This window comes from Mycobacterium sp. 852002-10029_SCH5224772 (assembly GCF_001667315.1).
Classification (GTDB): domain Bacteria; phylum Actinomycetota; class Actinomycetes; order Mycobacteriales; family Mycobacteriaceae; genus Mycobacterium.
The window spans coordinates 20717-33383 of record NZ_LZHT01000083.1 but is presented as its reverse complement, the minus strand read 5'-3'; the positions used below and the strand labels follow the sequence as shown (position 1 = coordinate 33383).

Annotated in this window: 10 protein-coding genes and 1 pseudogene; 8 read left to right on the top strand and 3 right to left on the bottom strand. The window is 68.2% G+C overall.

Annotation, left to right across the window (positions count from 1 at the left end; translation table 11 throughout):
* The first annotated feature begins 91 nt into the window (after positions 1-91).
* The gene (locus A5775_RS14015; protein ID WP_067253113.1) at positions 92-748 is read left to right on the top strand and encodes an O-methyltransferase; all 657 of its coding nucleotides are present in this window, start codon (positions 92-94) and stop codon (positions 746-748) included.
* Positions 749-750: 2 nt separating this feature from the next.
* On the opposite strand, the gene A5775_RS14010 is transcribed toward A5775_RS14015, so the two are convergent.
* Positions 751-1734 (bottom strand): nitronate monooxygenase, encoded by a 984-nt coding sequence (locus tag A5775_RS14010; protein ID WP_067253111.1) that lies wholly within the window; start codon positions 1732-1734, stop codon positions 751-753.
* Positions 1735-1849: 115 nt separating this feature from the next.
* Between A5775_RS14010 and A5775_RS14005 the strand changes: the two genes are divergently transcribed.
* Positions 1850-2284, top strand: coding sequence for an SPW repeat protein (locus A5775_RS14005; protein ID WP_067253109.1), 435 nt, complete (start codon positions 1850-1852; stop codon positions 2282-2284).
* 82 nt (positions 2285-2366) lie between these two features.
* Here A5775_RS14005 and ilvD read toward each other — a convergent pair whose 3' ends face one another.
* The gene (ilvD, locus tag A5775_RS14000; RefSeq protein ID WP_067253107.1) at positions 2367-4079 is read right to left on the bottom strand and encodes a dihydroxy-acid dehydratase; all 1713 of its coding nucleotides are present in this window, start codon (positions 4077-4079) and stop codon (positions 2367-2369) included.
* Between the two features lie 120 nt (positions 4080-4199).
* Between ilvD and A5775_RS13995 the strand changes: the two genes are divergently transcribed.
* The 5 genes and pseudogenes from A5775_RS13995 (at position 4200) to A5775_RS13975 (ending at position 9981) form a co-directional block, all read left to right on the top strand.
* On the top strand, positions 4200-4490 hold the full coding sequence (locus A5775_RS13995; RefSeq protein ID WP_067253105.1) for a metal-sensitive transcriptional regulator: 291 nt from the start codon (positions 4200-4202) through the stop codon (positions 4488-4490).
* A gap of 118 nt (positions 4491-4608) precedes the next feature.
* Positions 4609-5859 carry an MFS transporter gene (locus A5775_RS13990; RefSeq protein WP_067253103.1) on the top strand — a complete coding sequence of 417 codons (1251 nt, stop codon included), beginning with the start codon at positions 4609-4611 and terminating at the stop codon, positions 5857-5859.
* Between the two features lie 117 nt (positions 5860-5976).
* Positions 5977-6970 (top strand): annotated as a pseudogene (locus A5775_RS13985) (Ig-like domain-containing protein).
* A 148-nt stretch (positions 6971-7118) separates the two neighbouring features.
* On the top strand, positions 7119-7709 hold the full coding sequence (locus A5775_RS13980; RefSeq protein WP_156660695.1) for a TetR/AcrR family transcriptional regulator: 591 nt from the start codon (positions 7119-7121) through the stop codon (positions 7707-7709).
* A gap of 19 nt (positions 7710-7728) precedes the next feature.
* Entirely contained in the window at positions 7729-9981 is a 2253-nt protein-coding gene (locus tag A5775_RS13975) for a molybdopterin oxidoreductase family protein (protein ID WP_067253099.1), read from the top strand.
* Here A5775_RS13975 and A5775_RS13970 read toward each other — a convergent pair.
* Complete coding sequence (locus A5775_RS13970; protein WP_067253098.1) at positions 9965-11953, bottom strand: M13 family metallopeptidase; 1989 nt, start codon at positions 11951-11953, stop codon at positions 9965-9967. The genes A5775_RS13975 and A5775_RS13970 overlap by 17 nt on opposite strands.
* A gap of 41 nt (positions 11954-11994) precedes the next feature.
* On the opposite strand from A5775_RS13970, the gene A5775_RS13965 reads away from it, so the two are divergent.
* Positions 11995-12660, top strand: coding sequence for a hypothetical protein (locus A5775_RS13965; RefSeq protein WP_067253095.1), 666 nt, complete (start codon positions 11995-11997; stop codon positions 12658-12660).
* Positions 12661-12667 lie beyond the last annotated feature (7 nt).

Here is a 12667-nt window from a genome sequence, read left to right as displayed (position 1 = left end):
TACCCCCCATGGGTATATGCAACCGGTCGCGTCCATTCCCAGGGCGGGCTGAGGTTCGTGAGGGCAGTCGGGCGCGGCTAGCGTTGACCCCATGACCGAGAAGCCAACCCCCGCCGACGTCGACGCATTCTTGGACAGCACAGTGGTTGGCGACGATCCGTCATTGATCGCGGCCCTCGAGGCCAGCGCCGCGGCCGGGCTACCACCGATAGCGGTATCGGTGCAGCAAGGAAAGTTCTTGAGCCTGCTCGCCGGTGCCATCGGCGCGCGGCGCGTCCTCGAGATCGGCACCCTGGGTGGCTTCAGCACCATCTGGTTGGCGCGCGGCGCCGGGCCGCAGGGCCGGGTGGTGACGCTGGAATACGAGCCCAGGCACGCCGAGGTCGCGCGGCGCAATCTGGAGCGCGCCGGCGTCCGCGATCGGGTGGAGGTGATCGTCGGCGCCGCACTGGAGACTTTGCCGACGGTGAGCGGCCCCTTCGATCTGATCTTCATCGACGCCGACAAGGAGAACAACCTCGGATACCTGGAGTGGGCCGTTCGATTGGCCCGTCCCGGCGCAGTCATCGTGGTGGACAACGTGATTCGCGACGGTCAGATTCTGCGGCCCGATTCCGATGATGCCCGGGTGCGGGCGACCCGCCAAACGCTGCAGGCGATGGGTGAGCACCCGCGCCTGGACACCGCGGTGATCCAGACGGTGGGGGCCAAGCACTGGGACGGCTTCGCGTTGGCGTTGGTGCGGTAGCGTCAGCGCGGGCAGAGGTCGGCGACTGCTTGAGCGGCAGTAGTGAGTTCGCGGATCCGCAGGCCGGTTTCACCTGCGTACAAGGCGGCGCTGTCCAGCCAGGAATCGGGCACACCGGACACCGGTGCCAGCGGTGTGAAGAACGGAAGGGCCGGCGTCTGCAGGCGCATCAGTGCGCCCGCATCGAAATAGCCGAGCGCCGATACGGGGCGACTGGCGGCGTTGAGAACCGCCGGCAATGCTTTGGCCCGCCCGTCGGCGCCGCACCACCGGTCGGTGGCCGCGTTGGGAATGACGCGGTGTCGTAGCGGCCAGGTCAGACCGAACAGGTTGGTCTCGATCGTCTTGTCCGCCCGCATAATTCGTCGCTGATACTCGCGGTTGGCGTTGGCCTCGTGCGTCAACAGGAACCGCGTGCCGGCGATGACGCCACTGGCGCCGGCGTCCAGCGCCGCGCGACTGTCGGTGGCGGTGGCGATCCCGCCGGCCAGAAACACCGGATGCCGCCCGGCCGCACGCAGCGCCTGCGGCAGGAAATCCAGGGCCGGCATGGTCCCGACGAGGTGCCCGCCGGCCTCGCGCCCCTGAGCGATCAAACCGTCAGCGCCGCAGGCGATCGCGGCGCGCGCCTGCGCCTCGGTGCCCACCATGACGAAGACGAAGATCCCGGCGTCCCGTAGGTGTTCGACGAGGCCCCGCTTCTCGCCGAACGCCAACACGACCACGTCGACCCGGGCATCGACACACGCCGCGACGTGGCGGCGATGCACGAAGGGCAGCAACAGGTTTACTGCGACGGCTCGGCCCGGCGCCTCTTCGCGCACCCGATCGATCGACGCCCGCAGCCGGTGAGGCGTATCGATGCCCAGTGTGCCGAGCCCACCCGCGTTGGCGACCGCGGCCGCCAGGCTCGCCCCCGCCAGACCGCCGCCCATGCCGGCCTGTCCCACCGGGCTATCGAGCCGCAATCGGTCAGCGAGGTCCATGGCTGAAGACAGTACGCGCTCCTCGAAATGGTCGGCGATCGAGCGTAATCTTGACGGCAGATGGATGGGTGCAGCCCAGCTCAAAAGGCTTGCTGCATAACAGAAAGGTCACAAAATGAGTACAGTCCATTCATCAATCGATCACCACCCGGATTTGTTGGCGCTGCGCGCCCGCTACGAGCGCGTCGCCGAGTCGATGAGTGCACATTTCACCTTCGGCGTGGCTCTGCTGACGGGTCTGTATGTGGCCGCGTCACCGTGGATCGTGGGATTCAGCGCGACGAGATCGCTCGCCACGTCTGACCTGATCGCGGGGATCGCGGTGGCGTTCCTGGCGTACGGGTTCGCGACGACGCTGGATCGTGCCCACGGCATGACGTGGACGCTTCCGGTGCTCGGCGTGTGGGTCATCGTGTCGACGTGGATCCTGCCGGACGTCGTATTGACCTCGGGCATGACGTGGTCGAATGTCGTCGCGGGTGCGTTGTTGACGTTCTTGGGCCTCAACGCCACCTACTTCGGCATGCGCACGGACGCCACGCACGCATAGTTTTTCGGCCTGAGCGTGCGTGTTTGTACACGACACACCGTGTCGCGCCGGCATTCTGCGCACGCTCGCGCCGAAGCGGCGACTAACCGCAGACCGCGCCGATCGCGGCGGAGCTGACCAGCTTGACGTACTTGGCCAGCACGCCGGTCTTATAGCGCGGCTCCGGCGGCGTGAAACCTGTTCGCCGAGAATCGAATTCGGCCGGATCGGTCAGCACGTCGAGGACACGGTTGGCGACGTCCAGCCGGATCTGGTCGCCGTCGCGCAGAAACGCGATCGGTCCGGCGTCCACCGCCTCGGGGGCGATGTGGCCCACGCACAGGCCCGTCGTCCCACCGGAGAACCGGCCGTCGGTCAGCAACAGCACGTCCTTGCCGAGGCCGGCGCCCTTGATGGCGCCGGTGATGGCGAGCATTTCACGCATCCCGGGGCCGCCCTTCGGGCCTTCGTAACGGATCACCACCGCGTCGCCCTTGGTGATGGTGCCGTCCTCCAGGGCGTCAAGCGCGGCCCGCTCGCCGTCGAAAACCCTTGCGGTGCCTTCGAACACGTCGGAATCGAAACCGGCCGACTTGACCACCGCGCCCTCGGGCGCCAGCGAACCACGCAGGATGGTGATCCCCCCGGTGGGGTGAATGGGGTTGCTCAGGGCGCGCAGCACCTTGCCGTCCGGGTCGGGCGGGGCGATCTCGGCCAGGTTCTCGGCCACGGTCGCACCGGTCACCGTCAAGCAATCGCCGCGCAGCAGGCCGGCGTCCAACAGCGCCTTCATCATCACCGGCACGCCGCCGATGTGGTCGACGTGGGACATGACATGGCGGCCGAACGGCTTGACGTCGGCAAGGTGGGGAACCTTCGACCCGATCCGGCTGAAATCGTCGAGCGTCAGCGCGACGTCGGCCTCGTGGGCGATGGCCAGCAGGTGCAGCACCGCGTTGGTGGAGCCACCGAAGGCCATCACCACCGCGATCGCGTTCTCGAACGCCTCCTTGGTGAGGATGTCGCGGGCGGTTATCCCGCGCCGCAGCAGCTCGACGACGGCCGCGCCGCTGCGCCGTGCGAACCCGTCGCGGCGACGGTCGGTCGCCGGCGGCGCCGCGCTGCCCGGCAGCGACATCCCGAGCGCCTCGGCCGCGCTGGCCATCGTGTTGGCGGTGTACATGCCGCCGCAAGCGCCCTCGCCGGGACAGATCGCCCGCTCGATGGCGTCGACGTCCTCGCGCGGCATCAGCCCGCGGGCGCAGGCCCCCACCGCCTCGAATGCGTCGATGATGGTCACCTCGCGCTCGCTGCCGTCGGAGAGCTTGGCGACCCCGGGCAGGATCGAGCCCGCGTAGAGGAACACCGAGGCCAGGTCCAGCCGGGCCGCGGCCATCAGCATGCCGGGCAGCGACTTGTCGCAGCCGGCCAGCAGCACCGAACCGTCGAGGCGTTCGGCCTGCATCACCGTCTCGACGCTGTCGGCGATCACCTCCCGCGACACCAGCGAGAAATGCATCCCCTCGTGGCCCATCGAGATGCCGTCGGACACCGAGATGGTGCCGAACTCGAGTGGGTAGCCGCCGGCCGAGAACACCCCCTCCTTGACCGCCTTGGCGAGCCGGTCCAGGGAGAGGTTGCACGGCGTGATCTCGTTCCAGGACGACGCGACCCCGATCTGCGGCTTGGCGAAGTCTTCGTCTCCCATGCCTACGGCCCGCAGCATGCCACGGGCGGCGGCCTTCTCCAGGCCGTCGGTGACGTCACGGCTACGCGGCTTGATGTCGGCGTTCCGAGCCGAATCGGTGGTGGGCATCGTTCAAGTATGCGCTGGCCAGTCCCGATGCCAACGTCCGGGGTAATACCCCGATGGGGTATAAGCTGGGAGAGCCGCCGCGCGGCGGTGCGCAGGCGTAGTGGCAGGGGTGAAACGGCGATGACGAACGAACACGGGTACTCGCAGCAGAAGGACAATTACGCCAAGCGGCTGCGGCGCATCGAGGGCCAGGTGCGGGGCATTGCCCGCATGATCGAGGAAGACAAGTACTGCATCGACGTCCTGACCCAGGTCAGCGCCGTCAACAGCGCCCTGCGGTCGGTCGCGCTGAATTTGCTCGACGAGCACCTGAGCCACTGCGTCACCCGCGCCGTGGCCGAGGGGGGCGACGAGGCCGACACCAAGCTCACCGAGGCCTCCGCCGCGATCGCGCGCCTGGTCCGCTCCTGATCGCAGGGCGTGTTGCCACGCCAAGTCGGAGGAACGGGTAGCCGGTGTGCGTACGGTAGGGGAGCGTGACCTCGGCGGCGTTGCTCAGCCGATTGCGCACACCCAAGCGATGACTGTGATGACTGCCGAAACCGCCAACGCAGCCGCGCGAACGTGGACGCCACGGATCGCGGCTCAGCTTGCCATCCTCGCGGCCGCGGCCTTCACCTACGTCACCGCCGAGATCTTGCCGGTGGGCGCGCTGCCCGCGATCGCGCGCAACCTGAACGTCAGCGTGGTCCTGGTGGGAACCCTGCTGTCCTGGTATGCCCTGGTGGCGGCCCTGACGACGATTCCGTTGGTGCGCTGGACCGCGCACCTGCCGCGCCGCCGCGTGCTGGTGGCGAGCCTGACCTGCCTGACCGTCTCGCAGCTGATCTCGGCGCTGGCGCCCAACTTCGCGGTGCTGGCCGCCGGGCGGGTGCTCTGCGCGGTCACCCACGGGCTGCTGTGGTCGGTCATCGCGCCGATCGCGATCCGGCTGGTGCCGCCCAGTCACGCCGGGCGCGCCACCATGTCGATCTACGTCGGAACCAGCCTGGCGTTGGTGGTGGGCAGTCCGCTGACCGCGGCGCTGAGCCTGATGTGGGGCTGGCGCCTGGCTGTCGTGTGCGTCACCGTCGCGGCCGTCGTCGTCACGGTCGCCGCCCGGCTGATGTTGCCGGAGATGGTGCTCACCGAGGACCAGCTGGCCCACGTCGGCCCCCGGTCTCGCCATCACCGCAACCCCCGGCTGATCGTCGTGAGCGTGCTGGCCATGATCGCGGTCACCGGCCATTTCGTGTCCTACACGTTCATCGTCGAGCTCATCCGCAACGTCCTCGGCGTGCGCGGGCCGAACCTGGCCTGGGTGCTGGTCGCCTACGGGCTGGCCGGCCTGCTGTCGCTGCCGCTGGTGGCGAGGCCGCTGGACCACCGGCCCAAGAGCGCCGTCATCCTGTGCATGGCGGGCCTGACGGCCGCCTTCGTGGTGCTGACCGCGCTGGCGTTCGGCGGCCGATCCGGCGCGGCGACCGCGCTGATCGGCACCGCCGCCATCGTGCTGTGGGGAGCCATGGCGACTGCCGTATCGCCGATGATGCAATCCGCCGCGATGCGCAATGGGGCCGACGACCCCGACGGGGCGTCGGGGTTGTACGTGACGGCGTTTCAGGTCGGCATCATGGCCGGCTCGCTGGCGGGCGGCCTGCTCTATGAGCACAGCGTCACGACGATGCTGATCGCCTCGGCGATCCTGATGGCCGTCGCGCTGGTCGGCATCGCGGCCAACCGGCGGATGCTGGACTTCCCCCGCGGGCCGGTGCTGCCGACAAGCTCACTCGATTCATAAACACCCAGTTCACGGGCCTGATTGCGCGGCCTTCGGGTCCGCGGACGGCCGTCGACGGCGGTCGCCGGCGCGCGCCCTATGCCACACTGTGCGGAGTAGATGAGTGGAGGTATGCATATGTCGGGCTGGACGAAGGCCTGGACTTTCAAGGGTCTCTTCGCCGCTCTGAACGTCACCGGCTGGGCTACTGTCATGACCCTGGCACTGGTGCTGAGCGCGGCTCCCGCGTTGGCCGATCCGGACCCGGCTCCCGCCGATCCGGGCGCCGTCGCCGCCCCCGCCTGACCCGCTGGCGGCTCCGCCTCCGCCCGATGCGCCGGCGCCGCCGTGGCTTCCGCCCATGGCCCAGCCCGCCGCGGCCTCGGCCGCCGGGCAGAATCCCGCCCCGTTCACCGGCACGGCCCCCTTCGGGCCGCCGAAGATCCAGCCCGCCAACGGGTCGACGGTGGGTGTCGGCCAGCCGATCATCATCAATTTCCCCGGCCGGGTCGACGACTCCGGCGCCGCGGAGGGCGCGGTCCACGTCTCGTCCGCCCCGGCGGTCCCGGGCAAGTTCTACTGGATGACTCCGACCCAGCTGCGTTGGCGGCCGTTGAGCTTCTGGCCCGCCCACACGGCGGTGACCGTCGACGCCGGGGGCACCGTGTCGAGCTTCCGAACCGGAGACACGCTGGTGGCCACGGCCGACGACGCCACGCATCAGTTGACCGTCGCCCGCAACGGCACGGTGGAGAAGACGATCCCGATGTCGATGGGCATGACGTCTGGTAACCACCAGACCCCCAACGGCACCTACTACGTGCAGGACAAGAAGGCGTCGGTGGTGATGGACTCCTCGACCTACGGGGTGCCGGTCAGTTCGACCTACGGCTACAAGGTGACGGTGGAGGACGCGGTCCGCTTCGACAACGTTGGCGACTACGTGCACAGCGCCCCGTGGTCGGTGGACGACCAGGGCAAGCGCGACGTCAGCCACGGCTGCATCAACATCAGCCCCTCCAACGCGAAGTGGTTCTTCGACAACTTCGGCGCGGGAGACCCGATCATCGTGAAGAACTCCACCGGCGGCAACTACAAGAAGAACGACGGCTCCGCCGACTGGATGAACTAGGGTCCTTCAGCTCAGCGACGCAAAATCGCCCGTTTCCCCCTGGAGACGGGCGATTTTGCGTCTGTCTCCCAGCACGTTTCTGCGGGGGCTTCCGCGGGGCCGGCGATTATGTATAGCATCATATATAACTTCGGCCGAAGGAGCGGCGGTGCGCGGTCCACGCGAACGGATGGTGGTGTCGGCGGCGCTCTTGATCAGGGAGCGCGGCGCGCACGCCACCGCCATCTCGGACGTCCTCGAGCACAGCGGCGCGCCGCGCGGATCGGCCTATCACTACTTCCCGGGCGGCCGCACGCAACTGCTCTGCGAGGCGGTGGACTTCGCCGGCGACCATGTCGCCGGGATCATCGCCGAGGCCGAGAGCGGCCTCCAGCTGATCGATACCCTGATCGACAAATACCGCGGGCAGCTGCTCGATAGCGACTTCCGCGCCGGCTGCCCCATCGTGGCCGTGTCCGTGGAGGCGGGCGAGCAGGAAAACGCCGAACGCATGGCGCCCGTCGTCGACCGCGCGGCGGCGGTGTTCGACCGCTGGACCGACCTGATCGCGCAGCGCTTCATCGCCGACGGGATAGGCCGCGAGCGGGCGGGCGAATTGTCGGTCCTGGCCACCACGGCGCTCGAGGGCGCGATTGTGCTGGCGCGGGTGCGCCGCGACCTAATGCCCCTCGACGTCGTCCGCCGTCAGATGCGCGAGCTGCTGCTGGCGACTCCGTCCGAGCAGGGTCGTATCAGGTGACCGGAGAGGATGTCCCGCAATGACCGGTGAATGGCAATCCAGCGCGTGCATTCTGTGTGAATGCAACTGCGGCATTGTGGTTCAAGTCGACGATCGCCGGCTGGCCCGCATCCGCGGCGACAAGGCGCACCCGGCGTCGCAGGGTTACACCTGCAACAAGGCGCTGCGGCTCGACCACTATCAGAACGACCGCACCCGACTGACGACTCCGCTGCGCCGCCGCGCCGACGGCAGCTACGAGGAAATCGACTGGGACACCGCGATCGTGGAGATCGCCGAGGGGTTCAAGCACATTCGCGATACCTACGGCGGGGACAAGATCTTCTACTACGGTGGCGGCGGGCAGGGAAACCATCTGGGCGGGGCGTACAGCGGCGCCTTCCTGAAGGCGCTGGGGTCGCGCTACCGCTCAAATGCGTTGGCGCAGGAGAAGACCGGTGAGGCCTGGGTGGACGGGCAGTTGTACGGCGGTCACACCAGGGGCGAGTTCGAGCACGCCGAGGTGGCGGTGTTCGTCGGCAAGAACCCGTGGATGTCGCAGAGCTTTCCGCGTGCCCGGGTGGTGCTCAACGAGATCGCCAAGGATCCGGCCCGGTCGATGATCGTCATCGACCCCGTCGTCACCGACACCGCCAAGATGTCCGACTTCCATCTGCGCGTTCGACCCGGCACCGATGCGTGGTGCCTGGCGGCGTTGGCCGCCGTCCTCGTCCAGGAAAACCTCTGCAACGAAACGTTTCTCGCCGAGCATGTGCGCGGTGCCGACACCGTCCGCGCGGCGCTGCGCGGCGTTGCGGTGGCCGACTACGCGCAGCGCTGCGGCGTCGACGAAGAACTGCTGCGCGCGGCGGCCCGGCGCATCGGCGCCGCCGCGAGCGTGTCGGTCTTCGAGGATCTCGGGGTGCAGCAGGCGCCCAACAGCACGCTGTCCTCCTACCTGAACAAGCTGCTATGGGTCCTCACCGGTAACTTCGCGAAAAAGGGTGGCCAACACCTGCATTCGTCGTTCGCACCGCTGTTCGGCCAGTTCTCCGGCCGCACGCCGGTCACCGGCGCCCCCATCATCTCCGGGCTGGTGCCCAGCAATGTGGTTCCCGAGGAAATCCTGACCGACCACCCGGACCGCTTCCGGGCGATGATCGTGGAGAGCAGCAACCCCGCTCACTCACTGGCCAATTCGGCCGCGTGCCGCGAAGCCTTCCGGTCGCTGGAACTGATGGTGGTCATCGACGTCGCGATGACCGAGACCGCCAGGCTCGCCCACTACGTGCTTCCGGCCGCGTCCCAGTTCGAGAAGCCGGAGGCCACCTTCTTCAACCTGGAATTCCCGCACAACACGTTTCAGCTGCGCCGTCCGCTGCTGGAGCCCCTGCCGGGAACCCTGCCCGAGCCCGAGATCTGGGCCCGGCTGGTGCGGGCGCTCGGTGTGGTCGACGACGCGGAGTTGCGGCCCTTGCGCGACGCCGCCCAGCGCGGTCGCCCGGCGTACACCGAGGCGTTCCTCACCGCTGTTGCGGCCAATCCGACGGTGGCGCAAGTACTTCCGTACGTGCTCTACGAGACGCTGGGGCCCACGCTGCCGGACGGGCTGCGCGGCGCGGCCGCGTTGTGGGGCCTGGCCCAGAAGACCGCGATGAACTATCCGGACGCCGTGCGGCGCGCCGGTCACGCCGACGGCAACGCGCTGTTCGACGCGATCCTGGACAACCCCTCGGGGGTGACGTTCACCGCCCACAACTACGCGGACGACTTCGCGTTGATCAGCCACTCCGATCACAAGATCGCGCTGGAGATCCCGTCGATGCTCGACGAATTGAGGGCGCTGACCCGCGCCCCGGCCGAGCTCACCACCCCGGACTTCCCGATCGTGTTGTCGGTGGGGGAGCGGCGCGCCTACACCGCCAACGACATCTTCCGCGACCCGTCCTGGCGCAAACGCGACGCCGAGGGCGCGCTGCGGGTCAGCGTCGAAGACGCGCAGGCCCTCGGTCTCGTCGACGGATGCCGGGCGCGCATCAGCACCGCGGCCGGCAGCGCCGAGGCCACCGTCGAGATCACCGAGACCATGCTCGCCGGACATGCTTCCCTGCCCAACGGTTTTGGGCTCGATTACATCGACGACGACGGCCACACCGTCGTTCCCGGTGTGGCCCCGAACGCGCTGACCTCGACCGAGTGGCGCGATCCCTACGCGGGCACGCCGTGGCACAAGCACGTGCCCGCCCGCATCGAGGCCGTCCCGGCGGCCGTCGGCGTCAATTCCAGATCTTGACCCGGCTGTCGGGCTCCAGGAACAGCGCACCGGCATCGGCTCCGTCGAAGGCGTCGTAGAACGCGTCCATGTTGCGTAGCACACCATTGCAGCGGAACTCCGGCGGCGAGTGCGGATCCACCGCCAGGCGCCGGATCGCTTCGGCATCACGGGATTTGGTGCGCCACACCTGTGCCCAGCCGTAGAACACGCGCTGCACTCCGGTCAGGCCGTCGATGACGGGGGCGGGCTTGCCGTCCAGCGACAACTGATAGGCCAGCAGCGCGATCGACAACCCGCCCAGGTCACCAATGTTCTCCCCGACGGTGAACGCGCCGTTCACGTGGTGCCCGCCGGCCAGCCCCCGCGGCGTGTACGTGTCGTACTGCTCGATGAGAGCCTTTGTGCGGGAGCTGAATTCGGCCCGGTCGGCGTCGGTCCACCAGTCGATGAGGTTTCCGTCACCGTCGTATTTGGCGCCCTGGTCGTCGAAGCCGTGGCCGATCTCGTGCCCGATCACCGCGCCGATCCCGCCGTAGTTCGCGGCGTCGTCGGCCTCGGCGTCGAAGAATGGGGGCTGCAAAATAGCTGCGGGGAAAACGATCTCGTTCATCCCGGGGTTGTAGTACGCGTTGACCGTCTGCGGGGTCATGAACCATTCGTCTTTGTCCACCGGCCCGCCGAGCTTGGCCAGCTCACGGTCGTGGTTGACGACATACCCGCGCTGGTAGTTGCCGTAGAGGTCGTTGCGGTCGATCACCAGCGTGGAGTAGTCCCGCCACTTCGCCGGGTAGCCGACCTTGGCGGTGAACTTCTCCAGCTTGGTCAGCGCCCGCTCCCGCGTCTGCGGCGTCATCCACTCCAGGTCGTTGATGCTGATCCGGTAAGCCGCCTGCAGGTTGCTCACCAGCTCATCGATGCGGGCCTTGGCGCCGGGCGGGAAATGTCGTTGCACGTACAGCTTTCCGACGGCATCACCCATCAGGCTCTCGACCAGCGACACCGCCCGCTTCCACCGGTCCCGGATCTGCTCGGTGCCGGTCAAGCGGCGGCCGTAGAAGTCGAAATCCGCGGCCACCACGTCGTCGGTCAGCCAGGAGGCGCGGGCGCGGATCACCCGCCACCGCGCCCAACTCTTCCACACCTCGAGGTCTTCGTTGCGCCACAGCTCGGCGAACGACCTAACGTAATCCGGTTGGCGCACAACGACTTCTGCGAGCGCCTCGGCGCTGGTGCCGAACGCGCCGGCCCACGCGACCCAGTCGAAGCCGACCGATTCGTCGCGCAATTGGGCGAACGTGCGCAAGTTGTAGCTGAGGTCGGCATCGCGGCGCTTGACCACATCCCAATGCGCCTCGGCCAGCTTGGTCTCCAGCGCGACGATGCGCTCCGCGGTCCGGATGTGGCCGGCCGCGTCCCCGCCGAACACCAGGCCGAACATGCCTGCGATGTGTGCGGGGTACGCCTCGAGCACCTCGGCGTGCTGCTCCTCGCGGTAGTAGGACTCGTCGGGCAGCCCGAGCCCGGACTGGGTGACGTGCACCAGGTAACGGGTCGAGTTCTTGGCGTCGGTGTCCACGTAGACCGCGACACCGCCACCCACCCCGGTGCGCTGCAGGGCGCCGAGGGCGCCGGCCAGCGCGGCGGGCGCGGCGGCGTCGTCGATCACGGTCAACTCGTCGAGCAGCGGCCGAACGCCGCGGCGCTGGACGGTCTCCTCGTCGAGAAAGCTGGTGTACAGATCGCCGATGCGCTGCGCGTCGGGGTCGGTGGCGGCCGAACCCTGCTCGCTGGCCTCGACGATCAGGTCCCGCACCTGTTCCTCGGCGCGGTCGTAGAGCTGCCGGAAGGCCCCGTCGGTGGCGCGGTCCGCCGGTATCTCGTATTCGGCCAGCCAGCGGCCGTTGACGTGACCGAACAGGTCATCTTGGGGACGGATGCTTTCATCGACATGGCTCAGGTCGATACCCGAGCGGAGGGCCGTATTCGTCACCCCGCCATCCTTCCATCTTTCCCGGGTGCAACGATCGGGCCATGTCCGAGGGCGCGCGAACCGAGCCACCTGCCGAAGAAGATTCCGCTGACGTCGGCCCCGGCGACGACGGGGACTCCGACGACGACCCCGACCGCGAACCCGAATCCGGCGACGGGGTCTTCTCCCATTACGGCGTCGCGTCAACGGTTCTCGGTGTGCTGTCGGTGGCCGCGGTGGTGCTCGGCGTCTTCATCTGGTCCGGGCACCGCGACCAGGTCGCCGAACGCGGCTATCTGAGCCGCGTCATGCAGACCGCCGCCGAGTGGACGAACGTGCTGATCAACATGAACAGCGGCAACGTCGACGCCAGCCTGCAGCGGCTGCACGACGGCACGGTCGGAGAACTCAACACTGACTTCGACGCCGCCGTGCAGCCGTACCGGGCCGTGGTGGAGAAACTGCAGTCGAAGAGCGCCGGACGGATCAACGCGGTGGCGATCGAAACCGTGCACCATGACCTGGACACCCAGCCCGGCACGTCCCGACCGGTCGTCACCACCAAGTTGCCGCCGTTCGCGAGCCGAACCGACTCGGTGCTGCTCGTCGCCACCTCCGTCAGCGAAAACGTCGGCGCCAAGCCGCAAACCGTGCACTGGAACCTGCGGCTGGACGTCTCCGACGTGGACGGCAAGCTGATGATCTCCGGTCTGGCTTCGATTAGGTGAAAGATCC

Coding starts and splice junctions, on each gene's coding strand:
- A5775_RS14015 (WP_067253113.1), top strand. CDS start 92: ATGACCGAGAAGCCAACCCCCGCCGACGTCGACGCATTCTTGGACAGC.
- A5775_RS14010 (WP_067253111.1), bottom strand. CDS start 1,734: ATGGACCTCGCTGACCGATTGCGGCTCGATAGCCCGGTGGGACAGGCC.
- A5775_RS14005 (WP_067253109.1), top strand. CDS start 1,850: ATGAGTACAGTCCATTCATCAATCGATCACCACCCGGATTTGTTGGCG.
- ilvD (WP_067253107.1), bottom strand. CDS start 4,079: ATGCCCACCACCGATTCGGCTCGGAACGCCGACATCAAGCCGCGTAGC.
- A5775_RS13995 (WP_067253105.1), top strand. CDS start 4,200: ATGACGAACGAACACGGGTACTCGCAGCAGAAGGACAATTACGCCAAG.
- A5775_RS13990 (WP_067253103.1), top strand. CDS start 4,609: ATGACTGCCGAAACCGCCAACGCAGCCGCGCGAACGTGGACGCCACGG.
- A5775_RS13975 (WP_067253099.1), top strand. CDS start 7,729: ATGACCGGTGAATGGCAATCCAGCGCGTGCATTCTGTGTGAATGCAAC.
- A5775_RS13965 (WP_067253095.1), top strand. CDS start 11,995: ATGTCCGAGGGCGCGCGAACCGAGCCACCTGCCGAAGAAGATTCCGCT.